This window comes from Corynebacterium sp. CCUG 70398 (assembly GCF_024454055.1).
GTDB classification, from domain to species: domain Bacteria; phylum Actinomycetota; class Actinomycetes; order Mycobacteriales; family Mycobacteriaceae; genus Corynebacterium; species Corynebacterium genitalium.
On record NZ_JAGPYZ010000001.1, the window covers coordinates 226,278 to 245,881 of the forward strand.

General features: G+C 62.2%; 16 protein-coding genes. 14 read left to right on the forward strand and 2 right to left on the reverse strand.

The features are described from left to right. Nucleotides 1-163: 163 nt before the first annotated feature. From KBX07_RS01080 to ilvC, 3 genes are all read left to right on the forward strand, one after another. Nucleotides 164-1,957 carry an acetolactate synthase large subunit gene (locus KBX07_RS01080; RefSeq protein WP_370686990.1) on the forward strand — a complete coding sequence of 598 codons (1,794 nt, stop codon included), beginning with the start codon at nucleotides 164-166 and terminating at the stop codon, nucleotides 1,955-1,957. 2 nt (nucleotides 1,958-1,959) lie between these two features. Further along, complete coding sequence (ilvN, locus tag KBX07_RS01085; protein ID WP_005290434.1) at nucleotides 1,960-2,487, forward strand: acetolactate synthase small subunit; 528 nt, start codon at nucleotides 1,960-1,962, stop codon at nucleotides 2,485-2,487. 61 nt (nucleotides 2,488-2,548) lie between these two features. After that, nucleotides 2,549-3,565 (forward strand): ketol-acid reductoisomerase, encoded by a 1,017-nt coding sequence (gene ilvC, locus KBX07_RS01090; protein WP_256022639.1) that lies wholly within the window; start codon nucleotides 2,549-2,551, stop codon nucleotides 3,563-3,565. A 129-nt stretch (nucleotides 3,566-3,694) separates the two neighbouring features. Here ilvC and KBX07_RS01095 read toward each other — a convergent pair whose 3' ends face one another. Next, on the reverse strand, nucleotides 3,695-4,294 hold the full coding sequence (locus tag KBX07_RS01095) for a hypothetical protein (protein WP_005290430.1): 600 nt from the start codon (nucleotides 4,292-4,294) through the stop codon (nucleotides 3,695-3,697). 273 nt (nucleotides 4,295-4,567) lie between these two features. Here KBX07_RS01095 and KBX07_RS01100 point away from each other — a divergent pair, with 273 nt between their 5' ends. The 11 genes from KBX07_RS01100 to KBX07_RS01150 all read left to right on the forward strand — a co-directional run bounded on the left by KBX07_RS01100 (nucleotide 4,568) and on the right by KBX07_RS01150 (nucleotide 18,252). Next, entirely contained in the window at nucleotides 4,568-5,431 is an 864-nt protein-coding gene (locus tag KBX07_RS01100) for a cation diffusion facilitator family transporter (RefSeq protein ID WP_005290428.1), read from the forward strand. 15 nt (nucleotides 5,432-5,446) lie between these two features. Continuing rightward, entirely contained in the window at nucleotides 5,447-7,195 is a 1,749-nt protein-coding gene (locus tag KBX07_RS01105; protein WP_256022642.1) for a DUF262 domain-containing protein, read from the forward strand. Beyond that, nucleotides 7,192-8,109: a hypothetical protein gene (locus tag KBX07_RS01110; RefSeq protein ID WP_255997380.1), complete on the forward strand. Its 918-nt coding sequence runs from the start codon at nucleotides 7,192-7,194 to the stop codon at nucleotides 8,107-8,109. Before KBX07_RS01105 ends, KBX07_RS01110 begins: the two co-directional genes overlap by 4 nt. A gap of 41 nt (nucleotides 8,110-8,150) precedes the next feature. Continuing rightward, nucleotides 8,151-9,734 (forward strand): phosphoglycerate dehydrogenase, encoded by a 1,584-nt coding sequence (gene serA / locus KBX07_RS01115; RefSeq protein ID WP_256022644.1) that lies wholly within the window; start codon nucleotides 8,151-8,153, stop codon nucleotides 9,732-9,734. 214 nt (nucleotides 9,735-9,948) lie between these two features. Next, on the forward strand, nucleotides 9,949-12,204 hold the full coding sequence (locus KBX07_RS01120) for a carbon starvation CstA family protein (RefSeq protein WP_370687227.1): 2,256 nt from the start codon (nucleotides 9,949-9,951) through the stop codon (nucleotides 12,202-12,204). After that, nucleotides 12,204-12,407 (forward strand): YbdD/YjiX family protein, encoded by a 204-nt coding sequence (locus tag KBX07_RS01125; RefSeq protein WP_005290417.1) that lies wholly within the window; start codon nucleotides 12,204-12,206, stop codon nucleotides 12,405-12,407. Before KBX07_RS01120 ends, KBX07_RS01125 begins: the two co-directional genes overlap by 1 nt. Before the next feature lie 10 nt (nucleotides 12,408-12,417). Then, on the forward strand, nucleotides 12,418-13,434 hold the full coding sequence (locus KBX07_RS01130) for a 3-isopropylmalate dehydrogenase (protein WP_005290415.1): 1,017 nt from the start codon (nucleotides 12,418-12,420) through the stop codon (nucleotides 13,432-13,434). A 10-nt stretch (nucleotides 13,435-13,444) separates the two neighbouring features. After that, complete coding sequence (locus KBX07_RS01135) at nucleotides 13,445-14,944, forward strand: hypothetical protein (RefSeq protein WP_005290413.1); 1,500 nt, start codon at nucleotides 13,445-13,447, stop codon at nucleotides 14,942-14,944. A gap of 46 nt (nucleotides 14,945-14,990) precedes the next feature. Beyond that, complete coding sequence (locus KBX07_RS01140) at nucleotides 14,991-16,841, forward strand: DUF294 nucleotidyltransferase-like domain-containing protein (RefSeq protein ID WP_256022646.1); 1,851 nt, start codon at nucleotides 14,991-14,993, stop codon at nucleotides 16,839-16,841. Next, nucleotides 16,842-17,426 carry an exonuclease domain-containing protein gene (locus KBX07_RS01145; RefSeq protein ID WP_256022648.1) on the forward strand — a complete coding sequence of 195 codons (585 nt, stop codon included), beginning with the start codon at nucleotides 16,842-16,844 and terminating at the stop codon, nucleotides 17,424-17,426. It begins immediately after the preceding gene. A 34-nt stretch (nucleotides 17,427-17,460) separates the two neighbouring features. Further along, nucleotides 17,461-18,252 (forward strand): fumarylacetoacetate hydrolase family protein, encoded by a 792-nt coding sequence (locus KBX07_RS01150; protein ID WP_256022650.1) that lies wholly within the window; start codon nucleotides 17,461-17,463, stop codon nucleotides 18,250-18,252. 16 nt (nucleotides 18,253-18,268) lie between these two features. Here KBX07_RS01150 and KBX07_RS01155 read toward each other — a convergent pair whose 3' ends face one another. Further along, a complete protein-coding gene (locus KBX07_RS01155) occupies nucleotides 18,269-19,384 on the reverse strand; it encodes an isochorismate synthase MenF (protein ID WP_040423755.1) in 1,116 nt (371 codons plus the stop codon). Nucleotides 19,385-19,604: the final 220 nt, after the last annotated feature.

Below are 19,604 nucleotides of genomic sequence, written 5' to 3' on the forward strand. Positions count from 1 at the left end.
AGCGCGGCGCTCGGCCTACGCGTGAAGTACGTCACTGCCTGAGGTCGGAAACGACAAGCGCCCCCGCTAATCTAAAGCGGGGGTTTTGTTCTGGTAGACACCGCACAACTCATAAAGGAGTTCGAGAAAAGTGGCAGCGTCACAAAGCAAACAGTCGGAGAGGATGACGGGAGCGGAAGCGATCGTCCGCAGTCTCGAAGAGCTCGGCACTGAAGTCATCTTCGGTATCCCGGGCGGAGCAGTGCTGCCGCTGTACGAGGCTTTGTTCTCCGCTGAGAAACTGCGCCACGTTTTGGTGCGGCACGAACAGGGCGCGGGTCACGCCGCAGAAGGTTACGCCTGGGCATCCGGCAAGGTCGGTGTGTGCCTGGCCACGTCAGGACCGGGTGCCACCAACCTCGTCACCGCGCTGGCGGACGCGTACCTGGACTCCGTGCCGCTTGTCGCCATCACCGGTCAGGTCGGTTCCTCGCTGTTGGGCACCGACGCCTTCCAGGAGGCGGACATCCGCGGGATCACCATGCCGATCACCAAGCACAACATCATGGTGAGCCACCCGGACGAGATCCCGGGTGCGCTCGCCGAAGCGTTCCACCTCGCCAGCACCGGCCGCCCGGGCCCGGTCCTGGTCGACTTTCCGAAGGACGTGCAGAACGCGGAGCTCGACTTTGCCTGGCCCCCGGCTGTGGACCTGCCGGGCTACAAGCCCACGACAAAGCCGCACTCGCGCCAGATCACCCAGGCGGCGAAGCTGATCGCCGAGGCGAAGAAGCCGGTGATCTATGCCGGCGGCGGCATCATCAAGGCGGGCGCACACAAGGAGCTGCGCGAATTCGCCGAACTGACCGGCGTCCCGGTTGTCACCACGCTCATGGCTCTCGGGGCTTTCCCGTCCCACCATGAGCTGTTCATGGGAATGCCGGGCATGCACGGCACCGTTCCGGCGGTAGCCGCGCTGCAGAAGGCTGACCTGCTCATCACTATCGGCGCGCGTTTCGACGACCGTGTGACCGGCGACCCGGACCGCTTCGCTCCCGACGCGCAGGTCATCCACGCCGATGTGGACCCGGCCGAAATCGGCAAAATCCGGGCTGTGGACGTGCCTATCGTGGGCGATGCCCGCCAGGTGCTCTCCGAGTTCACGGATGTCTTCAAGAAATCGAAGAAGATTTCCGCTCCGAAGATCGACGAGTGGAAGGGTTACCTGGGCGACATGAAGCAGCGCTTCCCGCGCGGATACGACCCGCAGTCGGACGGGTCTCTGTCCCCGCAGTACGTCATTGAGACTTTGTCCAAGGAAGTCGGGCCCGAAGCCATCTACGTTGCTGGTGTGGGCCAGCACCAGATGTGGGCTGCCCAGTTCATCGACTTCGAGCACCCGCGGACCTGGCTCAACTCCGGTGGCCTGGGCACCATGGGCTTTTCTGTTCCGGCAGCGCTCGGTGCGAAAGCCGCGTGCCCGGACAAGGAAGTCTGGGCGATCGACGGTGACGGTTGTTTCCAGATGACCAACCAGGAGATCACCACTGCGGCGGTGGAGGGCTTCCCGTTCAAGGTCGCCCTGATCAACAACGGCAACCTGGGCATGGTCCGTCAGTGGCAAACGCTGTTCTACGAGGGCCACTACTCCCACACGAAGCTGCACCAGGACACCACGTACGTGCCGGATTTCCTGGGTCTCGCGTCTGCGCTCGGTGCTGAAGCGATCCGTGTGACCACGGAGGATGAGGTGCTGCCCGCGATCCAGCGCGCCCGCGAGATCAATGACCGTCCGGTGGTCATCGACTTTGTGGTGGGCGAGGACGCTCAGGTGTGGCCGATGATTTCCGCCGGTAGCTCGAACTCTGAGATCCAGTACGCGCGTGATCTGCGCCCGCTTTTCGACGAAGAAATCTCCGCCGGTGAATCACCCGCCGACATCCACGAAACCGTGCAAGAAGTGAACGAGGAGAACTAGCAATGACTACCAACGATCTTTATGACGATGTGACCCGCAGCGTCCTGTCTGTGCTGGTTCAGGATGTCGACGGAATCATCACCCGCGTCACCGCCATGTTCACCCGCCGCGGCTTCAACCTGGTCTCCTTGGCCACAGCCAAGACGGAGACTGAGGGGATCAACCGCATCACGGTGGTTGTGGACGCCTCCGAACATGCCGTGGAGCAGATCACGAAGCAGCTGCACAAGCTGATCCACGTGATCAAGGTGATCCGCCTGGAAGAGGACAAGTTCATCGCGCGCTCCCTGATGCTGGTGAAGGTCAACGCGAACAACAGCAACCGACCGCAGGTTGTCGATGCCGCGAATATTTTCCGCGCCCGCGTGGTGGATGTGTCGCCGGATTCGGTGGTCATCGAGGCGACCGGTACGTCGAGCAAGCTGAAGGCTCTGCTTGAGGTGCTCGAGCCCTTCGGTATCCGCGAACTGGTTCAGTCTGGACGTGTTGCGCTCAACCGCGGCGCGAAGACGCTGGCACCCTCTAAGTAAATTTGAAACGCCCCTCCCGTATAGTGGGATAGGCACATATCCCGACGAAAGGTTTCTCACCATGGCTATTGAGGTCTTCTACGACGACGATGCCGATCTGTCCATCATCCAGGGCCGCAAGGTCGCTATCATCGGCTACGGCTCCCAGGGTCACGCGCACGCTCAGAACCTGCGCGAGTCTGGTGTCGAGGTCGTCATCGGTCTGCGCGACGGCTCCAAGTCCGCTGAGAAGGCAAAGGAAGCTGGTTTCGAGGTCAAGTCCAACGCGGACGCAGCTGCTTGGGCTGACGTCATCATGCTGCTGGCCCCGGACACCTCCCAGGCTGAGATCTTCAAAAACGACATTGAGCCGAACCTCAACGAGGGGGACGCTTTGTTCTTCGGCCACGGCTTGAACATTCACTTCAAGCTCATCGAGCCGGCAGAGAACATCACCATCGGCATGGTCGCGCCGAAGGGCCCGGGTCACCTGGTCCGCCGCACCTTCGTCGACGGCAAGGGCGTGCCCTGCTTGATCGCCGTCGAGCAGGACCCGAACGGCAACGGCCGTGAGCTGGCCCTGTCGTACGCAGCCGCGATTGGTGGCGCACGTGCGGGCGTCATCCCGACCACCTTCGAAGCTGAGACCGTCACCGACCTCTTCGGCGAGCAGGCTGTGCTGTGTGGTGGCCTGGAGGAGCTGATCATGAACGGCTTCGACGTCCTGACCGAGGCTGGCTACGAGCCGGAGATGGCGTACTTCGAGTGCCTGCACGAACTGAAGCTGATCGTTGATCTGATCTACGAAGGCGGCATCGGAAACATGAACTACTCCGTTTCGGACACTGCCGAGTTCGGCGGCTACCTCTCCGGCCCGCGCGTCGTGGACGAGGGGGCTAAGGACCGTATGCGTGAGGTGCTCAAGGACATCCAGTCCGGCGAATTCACCCGCCGCCTTGTCGCCAACGTCGACGGCGGCAATAAGGAGCTCGAGGGCCTGCGCGACCAGATCGCACAGCACCCGATCGAGACGACCGGCGCTAAGCTGCGCGACATGATGAGCTGGGTCAAGAACCCCCTGACAGACACGGCGCAGTAAATCGCTTCTCGACGACAATGAGCTCCCCGGTAGGGGAGCTCATATTTGTTTGTCAGTTTTCTTTGGGTTTCAGATACGACAACGCCCCGCTCCCCAACGACAGGGGAGCGGGGCAGAAGCCTTTCGCGCTTAGTTGGTGGCGTTCTCTACGGCGTCACCGGCAGCGTCCTCAGCCTCATCAGCAGCGTCGCCTGCGGTGTCGGCAGCGTCACCAGCGGCATCGCCAGCGCTATCAGCAGCGTCGCCTGCGGCGTCACCAGCATCGCCGGCAGCGTCCTCAGCACCCTCAGCCGGGCTAGCCTCGCCAGCCGGAGCCTCGGTGGTGGTCTCGTCGACGGTGGTGGTGCCAACGGTGGTGGTGGACGGGTCAGCGTCGCCCTCGTCGCCGTTGCCGGAAACCAGAGCGTAGATCAGCCAGCCGAGCAGCAGCAGGGCGAGCAGACCCAGCAGCCACTTCCACCAGTTGCCGCCGCCGTTCTCGGTCTCCTGAGCGGCGGTGGAGCCACCGGTCGTGGTCGCCGGACGGTTTGCCGCAGCGGTGGTCTCGGTGCGGGCGGTGTTCTCCTCGTCCGGGACGATGCGGGACTCGCTGACGCGGGTTTCGTCGATCGGCTCGCCGCGGCCGATGCGGTCCTCAGCGTTACCGATGCGCTCGGTCGGCAGGTTGTTCGCGTCGTGCGGCAGCTTGTTCGGGTCGTTCGGGTTCAGGTTCGGGTTCTTGGAGGTCATCTCGACACCTTTCTAAATAACGCATCTCGTTAACGTACAAGTAACCAAGGTAACAACTTTTCCGGTGACGTGACGGGAGGGGGTGAAACAAGTTGGGGATGGGTCACCTAGATTCATGAGTTTACTCCCAGGTGAGGCACAGTTTTCGTCGATTTCCAGTTTTCAATAGAGTTTCAATAAGAGCCAAAATGTCATAAAGTGGTGACCGTGAGGGAACACAAGCACGACCATGGACACCATGGGCATGGTCACCAGCACCATGATTCCGCGCCCATGTGGGCGCTTGCGGTCGCGCTTGGGATCACCGCGATTGTGTTCCTCGCGGAACTTGCCGGCGGCTGGCTGTCCGGGTCCATGGCGTTGCTCGCAGACGCGATGCACATGCTGTCGGATGCCACCGGTCTCATCATCGCACTCATCGCAGTGCTGATTGGCCGGCGGAAAGTCTCCGCGTACGCGACCTTCGGATACCGCCGGGTGGAGGTGCTCGCGGCGGCACTGAACGCCGTCACCGTTGTGGTCATCTCCATCGGGATCGTTGTGGGGGCGGTGCGCCGTCTGGGCAGTGGGGAAGAGGTGCACACGGCCACCATGATCACAGTGGCATTCGTGGGTCTGGTGGCCAACATCCTTTCGGCGGCAGTGCTCTATTCCCAGCGGAAGCACTCCATCAACGTGGAGGGTGCGTTCCTTCACGTGATGGTGGACTTGCTCGGATCAGTCGCGGTCATCGTGGCGGGTCTGGTCATTGCCTTCACGGGGTTTCAAGCTGCAGATGTCATTGCGTCCCTTTTGATTGCAGGGATGGTGCTCCCGCGGGCGTGGGAGCTGCTCAAGACGTCGATAAGCGTGCTGCTGGAACGAGTGCCAGCGCACATTGACCCTGCTGAAGTCGAGGCCGCACTGTTGTCGATTGACCATGTGGAGGGCATTCATGACCTGCACCTGTGGTCAATGAGTGGGAACAACGTGCTGTGCACTGTTCACCTCATCACACGCGGCGATCAGGGGGTGCTGCTTGACCGTGCGCAGGCGCGTCTGCGCGAATTCGGGATCGACCACGCCACCATTCAGCTTGAGGGGCCTGAGCACTCAGCTCACGAGGTATTCTGCGCCCCTCATGAACACGCGCAGTGATCTAGAGTTGTGGTCATGGGGTTTACCACGCCGAGCTACTCCTTGACCGACCTGTTTGCGCGCATTGATCGTGGCGAACTGCAGATTCCTGACTTTCAGCACACATATCTGTGGGATGTGGATCGCACGCGCACCTTGATTTCCTCTGTGCTGCGCGGATACCCGGTGGGCACCTTGCTGGCGTTGGATACCCGCAATGAGCCGATGCGCTTCAAACCGCGCACGCTTCCTGGGGCGCCGGAGACAGACAACGAGCCGGGTCTTCTGCTTCTCGACGGCCAACAGCGCCTCGCCTCTCTCTACCTCGCCCTGCAAGGTGACGGTCGTCTGGAGGTGCTGGATTTCCGTCAGCGCCGGATCCATCGCCGCTACTTCGTTGATGTGCGTGCGGCGGTACGGGCTGAGCCGATCCCAGAGGAGGCCATTTTCGCCGTGGATGATGAGGGAGTGATTCGCTCCCACTTCGGTCCGGACATTCTCGGCGGCATCACTGACCGCCAGACGATGGTGGACAATTACGTCGTGCCGGTGTCGGCGCTGCTGTGGGAGGAGGGAAATGATCTCCTGTTCGATATGGCGGCCAATGCGGAGGATCCGTCGTTACGCGAGGATGTGAAAGCTTTCCACCGCAGCATTGTCCGTCCGCTGGCCGCTTACGACTTGCCGATGACCCGTCTTGAACGCGGCACATCCCAAATCGGTGTCGGGCAGATTTTCGCGCAGGCGAACTCCCAGGGCGTGTCGATGGACGTGTTCGAGCTGCTCACTGCAGTGTTCGCGCTGGAGAACCCGGACTTCTCATTGGCAGCTCACTGGGAGGAGTGCGAGGGGGTGCTCCACCAATACCCAGCACTGCGATCGGTGACGCGCGTGCGTTTCCTGCGCGGTGTTTCGCTGCTGGTATCCGGCATGAACGGTTTCGCGCGCGGTCACCGCGGTGACATTCTCAACCTGAAACTGGATGAGTACCTGTGGGCCTCCCGCGATCTGCTCGCCGCGTTCGAGCGCGCTGCGCAGTTCCTTTCGGACCGTTGCATCTTCAGCGTCGACCAAGTGCCCTATAACGGCCAATTGGTGCCGCTGGCTGTGATTCTCGCGCGCCTGTCCTACGAAGACGGTTGCCTGGACAATCCGGCGACGTGGGACCGCATTAACCAGTGGTACTGGAGCGGGGTGTTCGGAGAACTGTACGGAGCGCACTCGCCGTCGATACGCGCGGGCTCGGACGTGGACCAGGTCACCCCATGGGCGAAGGGCGAGACCGAGGTTGTGCCCAAGACGGTTCAGGATGCAGAGTTCGTCGAATCCCGTCTCATCACCGCTGACGAAGACTCGGGCGTCTACCGCGGTCTTTTCTCACTCCTCATGGCGCGCGGTGCGAGGGACTGGCGCACGGGCAAGCTTTTCGACGGAACCACCGTCGCCGAACTTCAACCTGGCTTCTACCAAGTTTTCCCGCCCGGTTTCTGCCGCGTGCACAATGTCGACCCGCAATTGGCGGCCTCCGTGCTCAACCGCACACCGCTGGGTAAGCGGACAGAAAGCGTCATGGAGGGCAATGACCCGAAGCGTTACCTGTCCCGGCTACAGTCCAAAGCCATCATGGAAGATGACGAATTTGATGCGCTGCTAGCCACCCACGAGATTGAGCCGGAGTACCTGCTCACGTCGAACTGGCAGGCGTTTTTCGCGGACCGCCACGAGCGGTTCCTGGGCATGATCGAGTACGCCATGAACAAGCCGGCGCAGCGAGACCGCGTATGAAGCTACGTCGCAGCCTCGCTGTTTTCGGCTCGTGCATTGTGCTCGCCGGCTGCACATCCGAGAGTCCTGGCCCTGAGGCGGACACGTCCACCACTGGCAGCACGAGCAGCACAAGCAACACGGCAAACAAGGACCCCGAACTCCAGGAAGCCCGCACTGTGAATTCTTCCCGCCACGTGGCGGAGCAATTTGAGGGCCATCCCGTCGTGCTCGACGATCCGCATGGGTTCGCAGCGACCGAATTGTTCTTCGAATCCTCCGAGATTCTGATTCTCTCGGACGGGGACATGCATTCGCAGCTGCGCGCGGCATCCGTGGCTGCGGTCGCACATGCCCCGATGGTCATTTACGACAGCGACCACCACAATCAGGTCATTCAGGAAATTGAGCGACTCGGCGCGCACACTATCTTCGCGGTGGGTTATGTTCCGGTGCTCAACTACACGGAGGATCTCGTGATCGTGCGTGACCCGGGCGGGCTGGAGGCGCTTGAGCAAGCGACGTCTTTAAAATTCACCGAACACGTCGTGGAATCGCCAGGCGATGCCGCTGTGGCGGTGGCGGACCTCAACGCCTCTGAACCCACATGGCTGCGCGCGGGATTCCCCGGGGAGCAGAAGGTTCCGGAGAACGCGGAAAGCGGGACGGTGCCTCTTCAGTCGCGGCTGGATGCAGAGATGGCGCCGCAGGTCATCGCACTGGACAGCGCTTCTGTTCCGGCGATCGCTACTGCCCGGGCCTACGGAGCAGCGGTGACCGTGGTGCCGGATCCGGATCCCCGGGCCGCACGGGAAACCCTGCTTGCCACAGCCGGTTTGGCGGACAAACCCTTAGTCGCCCTCGGGCGTGACTTTGGAACGGGAGAGGAGCTGGCAGACCGCATCGCGGAAGCGGAAGCGGGGGCGCTAAACTAACCAGCGCTGCTGATACCCCGTTTCCAAGGAGAGTACCCACCGTGTCTAAGCCCGTCGTTCTCATCGCCGACAAGCTCGCCCAGTCCACTGTTGATGCCCTCGGAGACGCAGTAGAGGTGCGGTGGGTTGATGGCCCGAACCGTGCGGAACTGCTCGCAGCTGTGCCCGAAGCTGAGGCTCTTCTCGTGCGTTCTGCAACGACTGTGGACCGTGAGGTTCTCGAGGCTGCTCCGAACCTGCGCATCGTGGGCCGCGCTGGTGTCGGCCTGGACAACGTCGACGTGCCGACGGCCACGGAGCGCGGCGTGATGGTCGTCAACGCACCAACCTCCAACATTCACTCTGCTTGCGAGCATGCAATCGCGCTGCTGCTGTCCACTGCCCGCCAGATCCCGGCTGCCGACAAGACCCTGCGCGACGGCGAGTGGAAGCGTTCTTCCTTCAAGGGCGTGGAGATCTTCGGAAAGACCGTCGGCATTGTCGGCTTCGGTCACATCGGTCAGCTGTTCGCGCAGCGACTGGCTGCCTTTGAAACTGAGATCATTGCGTATGACCCGTACGCGAACCCGACGCGTGCCGCGCAGCTCGGTGTTGAGTTGGTCGAGTTGGAGGAGCTGGTCTCCCGTGCAGACTTCGTGACCATTCACCTGCCCAAGACGAAGGAAACGCAGGGCATGTTCAATGCTGAGCTGCTGGCAAAGGCGAAGGAAGGCCAGATCATTGTCAACGCGGCTCGCGGCGGGCTTGTCGACGAGCACGCGCTTGCCGACGCGATCACAAACGGCCCGATTCGCGGTGCAGGTTTCGATGTGTACTCCAGCGAGCCGTGCACTGACTCCCCGCTGTTTGAGCTGGAGGAGGTCGTGGTGACCCCGCATCTGGGAGCGTCGACTGCGGAGGCGCAGGACCGCGCCGGCACTGATGTCGCAGACTCTGTGCTCAAGGCTCTCGCGGGCGAATTCGTCCCGGACGCGGTCAACATCATTGGTGGCGCGGTGAACGAAGAAGTGGCTGTGTGGCTCGATCTGTCCCGCAAGCTCGGTCTGCTGGCCGGCAAGCTTCTCGACGACGCACCGGTCTCCCTCAAGGTCACCGCCCGCGGCGAGCTGTCCCACGAGGATCCGGCCACGTTGGCGCTGTCTGCCGAGCGCGGTCTGTTCTCTGGCATCGTCGAAGAGCCCGTGACTTTTGTCAACGCCCCGGCCATTGCGGAGGCCCGCGGCCTGAATGTCGAATCCGGTGTTGCTTCCGAATCCCGCGGCCACCGTTCCTCCCTGGAGGTTCAGCTCGTGTCCGCCTCCGGTGACACCGCCACCGTCGAAGGCGCGCTCACGGGACTGGAGCACGTGGAGAAGATCGTCCGGATCAACGGCCGCGGTGTGGACATGCGCGCAGAGGGCCGCAACCTGTTCCTGTCCTACACCGACCAGCCGGGCGCCCTGGGCAAGGTCGGTTCCCAGCTGGGCCAGCACGACATCAACATTGAAGCTGCGGCGCTGACACAGTCCGTCAAGGGTGACGGTGCCTTCCTGATCCTGCGTGTGGAGTCCGAGGTGCCTGCTGATCTTGAAGCTTCCGTCGCGAAGTCCATCGAAGCGGACTGCTTCCAGCTGGTGCTCGACTAGCTCATGCGCGTATATATTCGTGGCTGATTAGGTCATCTCGCTCGACCGATATGCTCCAGCGAAAGAAACTTATCCCGGATGTGAATTAATCCGGGATTTTTTCTGCGCCCGTCTCCGCGCATATGCGAGTATTTACGCACTTCATTTTCTTAGCCTAATTAAGGGGGCGAACTTGACCACCGCAGTTGAACGCGACGAGTCGCAAGCGGGCGCAGTGCCGCGCGAAAGGCTCGAAATCACCACGACACCCGACGGGAAAGAGCACGTCGTCGGCGTGACGCCGAAGAAAGCCATCGGCGCCGTCGAGCGTGTCATCATTGGTTTCGCGGCAGTGCTTGCCGCGCTCGGCTGGGGCGCGATCGCGTTGCACCGCGGCGAGACCATCAATTCGGTGTGGCTCGTGCTCGCCGCCATTGGCACATACATCATCGGGTTCAGCCTGTATGCCCGTCTCGTCGAGTACAAGGTGGTCAAGCCGCGGAATACCCGGGCGACACCGGCCGAGTATGTCAATGACGGTTCTGATTTCGTTCCCACCGACCGCCGCGTGCTCTTCGGCCACCACTTCGCCGCGATCGCCGGCGCCGGCCCTCTCGTCGGCCCGGTCATGGCCGCGCAGATGGGGTACCTGCCCAGCACGCTCTGGATCATCATCGGCGTCGTGCTTGCCGGCGCGGTGCAGGACTACCTCGTTCTCGCCGTGTCCCAGCGCCGCCGCGGCCGCTCCCTGGGGCAGATGCTCAAAGAGGAAGTCGGCCAGGTCGGCGGCGTCGCCGGCAGCATCGCCACCATGGTCATCATGGTGATCATCATCGCCGTGCTGGGCCTGGTCGTGGTCAACGCCCTGGCGGAGTCTCCGTGGGGTGTGTTCTCCATCGCGATGACCATCCCGATCGCCTTGTTCATGGGGGTGTACGGCCGTTTCCTTCGTCCGGGCCGTGTTGCGGAGGTCTCCGCCATCGGCGTGGTGCTGCTCATGGCGGCGATTCTCGGCGGCGGGTACGTCGCGGAGACCTCCTGGGGCGCGGAACTGTTCACCCTGTCCAAGGCCACGCTGGCAGTCTGCATCCTGATCTACGGTGTGGTCGCCTCCATCTTGCCGGTGTGGTTGCTGCTCGCCCCGCGCGATTATCTGTCCACCTTCATGAAGATCGGCGTGATTGTCATGCTGGCGCTGGCGATCCTCATCGACAGGCCCGAGGTTCACATGCCGGCGATCACATCCTTCGGCCTAGAGGGCGGCGGCCCGGTATTCTCCGGCAACCTGTTCCCGTTCCTGTTCATCACCATCGCCTGCGGCGCGCTCTCTGGTTTCCACGCACTGATTTCTTCCGGCACCACCCCGAAGCTGCTGGAGAAAGAGACGCACGCACGCGCGATCGGGTACGGCGGCATGCTCATGGAGTCTTTCGTGGCCATCATGGCGCTGATCACCGCTGTGGTGCTCGATCGGCACATCTACTTCGCCATCAACTCCCCGAAGGCAAAAACCGGCGGGGAAGAAGCTACCGCGGCTGAATTCGTTAACAGCCTGAACATCCCGGGGCAGGGAGTCTCCGCAGAGCAGCTGACGGCCCTCGCCGAGGCAGTGGGGGAACCGAGCATCGTGTCCCGCACCGGCGGCGCACCGACCTTCGCCATCGGCATGTCCGAGATCATGACCAATATCTTCAGCCACCCGGGCATGCAGGCATTCTGGTACCACTTCGCCATCATGTTTGAGGGCCTGTTCATCCTTACCGCCATTGATGCCGGCACCCGCGTCGCCCGCTTCATGATGGGCGACATCATCGGCAATGTCTCTGGCCTGGAGAAGTTCAAGGACCCGTCCTGGCGCGTGGGCAGCTGGGTGTCCACCGTTCTCGTCTGCGGTATGTGGGGCGCGATCCTGGTCATGGGTGTGACCGACCCGCTCGGCGGCATCAACGTGCTCTTTCCGCTGTTCGGCATAGCCAACCAGCTGCTGGCGGCGATCGCGCTGTGCCTTGTCACCGCGATCGTGTTCAAGAAGGGGCTGTTCAGGTGGGCGTGGATCCCGATGGTTCCGCTGGTGTGGGACCTGATCATCACCATGACGGCGAGCTGGCAGAAGATCTTCAGCGACGATCCTGCGATCGGCTACTTCGCGCAGCACTCGAAGTACAAGGATGCGCGCAACCAGGGCCTGGAGACATTCCAGGCGGCGGGCAGCCCGGAGGAGATCGACATTGTCGTGCGGAACACGATGATTCAGGGCATTTTGTCCATCTTCTTCGCAGTGTTGGTGATTGTCGTGGTCGTGGCGACGGTGGTGGCGTGCGTGCGTGCGGTGCAGGCCCACAAACGCGGAGAAGAGATCGAGACCAACGAGGAACCCGATGTCTCGTCCACCCTGTTCGCCCCGCGCGGGATGCTCGCCACGGCGGAGGAGAAAGCAGTGGCGAAGGAGTACGGGCTCGAATTGAATTCACCGGCGGAAGCGGGGCATTAATGGGTGCTATCGCACATGGTGCCGTCTCGGCATTCAAGTGGACGAGTTGGTACATCAAGGAGCTGATGGGCGATAGCGACTACGCGAAGTATTGTGCGCATCAGCGCGCCCACCACCCGGACGCAGAATTGATGACGGAACGGGAGTTCTGGAAGACGCGGTGGGCACACCAAGAGGCGAATCCGGGGAGCCGTTGTTGTTAAGCTGAGCTGCATGAAAGTTGCGGTTATTGCAGGGGACGGCATTGGTCCCGAGGTGATGGAAGAAGGTCTCAGAGTTCTGCGCGCGGTGCGCGGAGACGTGGAGCTCACCGAGTACGACCTCGGCGCTCTCCGCTACCTGCGCAACGGCGAGCTGCTGACCGATGAGGACTTGGACAGCTTGCGGGAGCACGACGCGATCTTGCTCGGCGCGATTGGCGACCCAGACCGCGTTCCGGCAGGCGTGTTGGAGCGCGGTTTGCTGTTGCCGCTGCGCTTCAAACTGGACCATTTTGTCAACCTTCGCCCATCGAAGCTGTACCCGACGGCGGTGAGCCCGTTGGCGAACCCTGGGGATATCGACTTTGTCGTTGTGCGCGAAGGAACAGAGGGCCTGTACTGCGGAAACGGCGGCACCCTGCGCCAGGGCACCCCCGCGGAGGTTGCCAGCGAGGTCTCCCAAAACACCCGCTACGGTGTGGAGCGCCTTGTCCGCCACGGTTTCGAGACCGCCATGGAGCGACGCAAGAAGCTCACTCTCGTGCACAAGACGAACGTGCTCACCAACGCCGGTGCGCTATGGCAGAACACCGTCAACGATGTCGCCCGCGAGTACCCGGAGGTGAACGTCGATTACAACCACATCGATGCCGCGACGATCTACATGGTCACCGACCCGTCGCGCTATGACGTGATTGTCACCGACAATCTCTTCGGCGATATCCTCACCGATCTTGCTGGTGCTGTCGCCGGTGGTGTTGGTTTGGCGTGCTCGGGCAACATCGATGCTTCCCGCACCAACCCCTCCATGTTCGAGCCGGTCCACGGATCCGCACCGGATATTGCGGGCAAAGGCATCGCGGATCCGACCGCGATGATTCTCTCCGTCGCCATGATGCTGCGCTGGCTTGATGATGAAGATGGAGCCTCCCGTATCGAGGCTGCCGTCGCCAACGACGTGTCTGCACGGGGCGGGGAGGAGATCTCCACGGAGCGCGTCGGCACCCGCATCGCGGAGGCTCTCAAGTAGACTTCGGCCTATGTCTTATAGGCCAGTCACGGCTGCCGTCCTGGTAGCGTCCGCTCTCGTTCTCTCATCCTGCACCGACGACGGCCAGGATGCAGACCCAGAGCTCAGCCGCGAGGAGCAGCTCGCAGCTGATCTTGTTTCGGACGGTTCGGTGGTGATCGCTGATCCGGACGGCACAGGCGCCGAAGTATCCCAGCAGTTCTTTGAATCCTCTGACACCGTCGTGGTGTCTTCTGCGGAGAAGGACGACCAGCTGCAGGCTGCAGCGATCGCCATTGATCTGGGTGCGCCGATGCTGACACAGCAGGAGGAGTCCAGTTCGGCCGTCGACGCTGAGGTGCAGCGCCTGGGGGCGGAGCGTGTGATTGAGGTCGGCACCGGATCCGAGCAGGACGACGAGGATTTGCAGGCGATCGAAGACACCGCTGCGCTCACCGCAGAGGACGGCCACGAGGTTGCTGCGGTGGCTGAGGCGGGGGAGCAGACCCACGATGGCGGGAGCAGCACGCTGATCTTCGTCACTGAGCTGACGTCTCGTGCCGCAGCTGCGACCGCAGCAGCATCAAAGCTTCCGCTTACCGTGCTGCCGTACGCAGATCCCCGGGTGACTAGTGAATCCATCGCGCAGGTCGATGGCCACGACGCGGTCGCGCTGGGCCAACAGTTCGGCGACACCGAGCACTTCCGCGACGTGATTTCTCTTGCCGGCAACGGTGAGCTTCCCGGCGGTGGCGGGTTGGTGTTCCCGGGACGCCGGATGATCGCGCTGTACGGCCACCCGTCTGGTCCCGCACTGGGTCAGATGGGTGAGCAGCCGCCCGCGGAATCTGTTGATGTGGTCAACCAGTATGTGGAGGAATACAAAGCGTTCTCCGACGAGCAGGTCATTCCTGCCTTCGAGATCATCGCTACTGTCGCGTCGGAACACCCAGGGGACGACGGCAACTTCACAAACGAGTTCGATCCCGCCGAGCTGGAACCGTACATCGACGCGATCGTGGACGCCGGGGGATATGCAGTCATTGACCTGCAACCGGGTCTGACCACCTTCAAGGAGCAGGCACTTCTCTACGAAGACTTGCTCAAGCGCCCCAACGTCGGCCTGGCGCTCGACGCGGAGTGGAAACTTCAGCCAGGCCAGGCGCCGGCCGCGCAGGTCGGTTCTGCTGACGCGGCGGAGATCAACGAGGTCACCGAGTGGCTCGCTGATCTGACCCGCGAGAATAACCTGCCGCAAAAGGCGCTCATCGTGCACCAATTCCAGGTGGCTATGTTGCCGGACCGTGAAAACATTGACACGTCCCGCCCGGAGCTGTCCTTCATTCTCCATGCGGACGGTCACGGCTCCCCGGGCCAGAAGTACGACACCTGGAATGTGTTGCGTGAGGGCTTGGACCCGGGCTTTTTCCTGGCGTGGAAGAACTTCATTGACGAAGATGAGCCGATGTTCACGCCGGAGCAGACCTACAACGAGGTCGATCCACGCCCCTGGTTTGTGAGCTACCAGTAACTCTAAACTGCTTTATCCGGGCTAACTTTCTGGCAACGTTAGCCCCATGACAGTTGAGCTCGACGAAGTCCGCAGCTTCCTTGCCCAGCACGAGCCCTTCTCGCACCTGCCAGAGGAGACCCTTCGTGAGCTGCCGCGGCACATGCGGATCATTTACGTCCGGCGCGGTGAGACGGTTGTTGACTACGGCCAGGTGAACGACAACCTGTACATCATCCGGTCGGGAGCGGTGGATATTCTGGCCGAGGGGGACGCCCTCATTGACAGGCGCGATTCCGGCCGCAACTTCGGATACTCAACACTTGTCGATGAGCCTGAGTCCAGATACGCCATGGTCGCCATCGAGGACAGCATTTTGCTCGTGCTCCCGCGCGCACCGTTCACCCAGCTGATCACTGACAACCCGGACATCAAGCGGTTCTTCGAGTCGCTGTCCCGCCGTGTCGCTGTGCACGCCCACGAGATCAATGACCCCGGCAATTCCGATACCCTGCGCATGACCGTCAGCGACATGATCCGGATGGGGAACCTGGTCACCGCGCGTTTCGATGAGTCTATCCGCGCAACCGCAGTGAAGATGGTTGAGGCGAACGTGTCCAGCATCGTCATCTGCGGCGGCGCGGAAACAGGCATTCTCACCGACCGCGACTTGCGTAAACGTGTGGTCGCTAAAGGTCTGGACACCTCGGTACAGGTGGCGGAGGTGATGACAGCGCCGGTGCGCACGATCGCCCCGGACACGAAGTTGTTTGAAGCCATGCTCATCTTGAGCGAGTTGGGCATTCACCACCTCCCGGTGACCCAAGACGACCAGATCGTCGGTGTGCTGACCAGTTCGGATGTCATGCATCAGCTCCAGTCCGACCCGATCTACCTCGCCGCAGACGTGGCGGGAAGCAGCAGGGAGGAGCTCAAAGATGCTTATCGACGAGCCGCCGCCGTGGCGGCCCGCTTCCTGGACAGGGGCTCGTCGGCACGCGAAGTGCAGCAACTCCTGACCAGCATCGCTGATGCGATTGCACGCAGACTCGCTGAACTGGCGGCTGAAGAGTTCGGCCCCGCGCCCGTGCCGTACGCGTTCGTCGCAGTGGGCTCCCAGGCACGCCGTGAAATGGGTCCAGCGTCGGACCAAGACAACGCTCTGGTGTTGGATAACTCCTACAACGAGGCCGAGCACGGCGACTACTTTCGCCGCTTCACGGAGTTCATCTGCACCGGACTGGCCGAAGCTGGCCAGGCGTTGTGTCCGGGTGAAATGATGGCTTCCCAGCCGCAATGGCGGATGACGGAGGACGAGTGGAACGCGACCTTCCACACGTGGATCACCGCTCCCGAGTCCGAGGCGCTGCTTAACGCGCAGATCTTCTTCGACTTCCGCTGCCTGTTCGGCGACGAGGAGATGGCGCAGCGCGTCCACGACAACGCAGTGGTCGCCGCGCATGGTTCACAGCGCCTGCACGCGCATCTCGCGGCGCTCGCGACGCGACGCGAACCCCCGATCGGATTCTTCCGCGGCTTTGTTGTGGAGCGGTCCGGCGAGTACGCCGCCACCCTCGACGTGAAGAAGGGTGGCACTGCGGCGGTGGTGCAGATGGCGCGACTTTATGCGATCCTGGCGAGCGCTACCGACGTGGGCACGCAGAAGCGCATTGAGGCATCGGCAGGGCAGAGCATTTCTCCGCGGGGCGCCGAAGATCTCTTGCGCGCCTACGACTACATTTCCAACCTCGCGCTGCGGCACCAAGCGAATCAGGTCCGTGCTGGTGAAGAACCGAACTACCGTATCGACCCGACCCAGCTGTCCAGTATTGACCGCGACGCACTGCGTGACTCCTTCCGCATCATCAAGGGACTGCAATCCGCGATGGCGTCGAAATTCCCGGTTGGGTCGATCTAGATGCTCGGTCTGAAAGGCGGCGGCCTGTTCGGTCCGCCCAAGCGAGACATCGTCGACGGCCAGCTGCTGGCGGTGGATGTGGAGACTACCGGGCTGAAACCGGATGAGCACCACCTCGTCTCCATCGGGTGGGTGCCGGTGACGGACCGAGTGATTGATCTCTCCGGTGCCGGCTATTTCGTGTTGGCGGGGGCGTCGGTAGGCGACTCTGCAACGGTGCACGGGGTCACTGACGACGACATCGCGCGCGAGGGTGTGGATGCGCAGGTCGCTCTCGATGCTTTCCTGCAGGCTATCGAGGGGCGCGCGCTGCTGGCGCATTTCGCGCAAATGGAGACTGGCTTCATTGATGCACTGCACAAGAGGGTGTATGGAAAGCGCTTCCGGCTTCGTGAGGACGAAGTCGAAGACACTCTCTCCCTCGAACGCCGCCATATGGAGCGCATGGCCACCTATCCACGCGGGGAGGATCTGCGTCTCGCTCGCGTGCGCAGCCGGTATAACCTGCCCGATTACGGTAACCACAACGCGTTGACTGACGCGCTCGCCTGCGCGGAACTCTATCTGGCGCTGACAGCCAAATAGCCCTGAATATTTTTCGTCGCGTATGCTCAACCCCATGCGTTTTGGACGAATTGCGACACCCGAGGGAATGACTTTCGCAGTCATCGACGATGCCGGCACGACCGCCAAGCAGATCGCCGGTACTCCGTTCACTGAGCCGGAATACACGGGCAAGGAGTGGGCGCTTGAAGACGTACGCCTTCTCGCCCCGATGCTGCCCAGCAAGGTGGTGGCCATTGGCCGCAACTACGCCGACCACGTCGCCGAGGTGTTCAAACAGTCCGCAGAGCACTTGCCTCCCACTCTTTTTCTGAAGCCGCCGACAGCCGTGATCGGACCGGAGGCGGCCATCAAGATTCCCGAGTTCGCCACCCACGTCGAGTTCGAGGGCGAGCTCGCATTGGTCATCGGAACACCATGCAAGAATGTCAAGGCTGAAGACTGGAAGTCCGTCGTCCGCGGCGTCACGATCGTCAATGACGTTTCCTCCCGCGATCTGCAATTCGCTGACGGCCAGTGGGCGCGCGCCAAGGGCATCGACACTTTCTGCCCGCTGGGCCCGTGGATCGAGACCGACCTGGACAAGTTCGACTTCGACGACCTGTCCATCAAGGCGCATTTGACGCACGACGGTGAGACCGAGACCAAGCAGGATTCCAACTCCAACCAAATGATCTGGAAGCTGGGCAAGATCATCGAGTTCATCACCTCCGCTTACACGCTGCTCCCGGGCGACGTCATTTGCACCGGCTCCCCAGCAGGAACTGCTGAAATGGTTCCGGGCGACCGGATTGAGGTGGAAATTGCCGGAATCGGCTCGCTGGCCAACCCGGTTGAGCGCGCGTAACAAGCGCTATCGCTGACTAGAGGCCCAGCGCACGCTGGATGGTGAGGAGCTTCGCGGTTGTTTCCGCGAGCTCCTCTTCTGGTTTCGAGGCTGCCACTAGGCCGCCGCCGGCCCACGCGCGGGCAGCAGTACCGTCACCATTGACCTCGGCGCAGCGGATGGACACCATGTATTCACCGTCACCGTGGGAATCGCACCAGCCAACCGTTCCTGCGTAGAACGATCGGTCCGTCTCCGCGGTGGTGATCAACGCTTCCGCAGCGTACTGCGGGGATCCGCAGACAGCGGGAGTGGGGTACAGGCGGGTGGCTAGGTCGAGTGCGCTGGGGGCGGGGTCGTAGAGCACGCCTTTGATCGGTGTGGCAAGGTGCCACATCTCGTTCGTGCGGTCGAGAACGGGCCGGTCCGGAATGGTCAGCTCCCGGCACAGCGGAGTGAGAATGTCTCGAATGTGCTCGACGACGTAGGAGTGCTCGTCGAGATCCTTTGTAGAGTTGTACAGCTTCTCGCCTGCTGCACGGTCAGCATCCTCATCGTCGAAAATGCGGGGTGCGGAACCGGCAAGGGGATATGAGGTGATCTCCAGCCCCTGCTTCCGTATGAGGAGCTCGGGGGAGGAGCCGACAATCATGTGTCCGGGCTTTCCAGCGGGAGTCAGGTCGGCGATGAACCCGTCGCGGGTGGAGGAAAGTTCAATCAATCGCGCTGCAACAAGGCGTGGGTCGACAGGGGGATCGAAGACGAAGTCGACGGACCGGGCCAGTACTACCTTGTCCAGGATCGAGTTGCAGATTGTGTCCACCGCCGCCTCCACACGGCGTAGGTGTTCGTGGGGTTCTGGGTCATACCCGGCAACCGCCGCGTGGAGTTGAGCGCCCGGCCCTTCGCGGTAGTACGAGTGCGGCTGTAAGGTTCCCGCCTCGGTAATGATCTGCTCTGGCACAGTGAGGGCGGCTGGCGCATCCCGGTCGAACGGGAGTGCTCCCACCACCATGTTCACCTCTCGACGCTGCAGAGCAGCTACCGCATCCCACGGTTCGATGAATGTCGAGGTGGTTCCCTGAGTGCGCACGGAACCGCTGGCCCGCGACAACAGGAAGTCGGGCGCAGTTTCAGGGCGGGGTGAGGGCATGAGCAACGATTTTAGCGTCCCCGGCAAGCACCGCATCCGCCGGGTTGACAGGCAATTTGGGTTCCGCGTTGAGCAAATTAGTGCGTGCTACTCAAGTGGCATGTGTGTCCCGCGGGATGCTCCAAGCCGACGCAGAGAGTCAAGGTGCAAGGCTCCGGCCACAACTGGTGGTACGACCCGTCGGCAGCTAACGACATGTGGGCGGTGCTCTCGCGCGTGC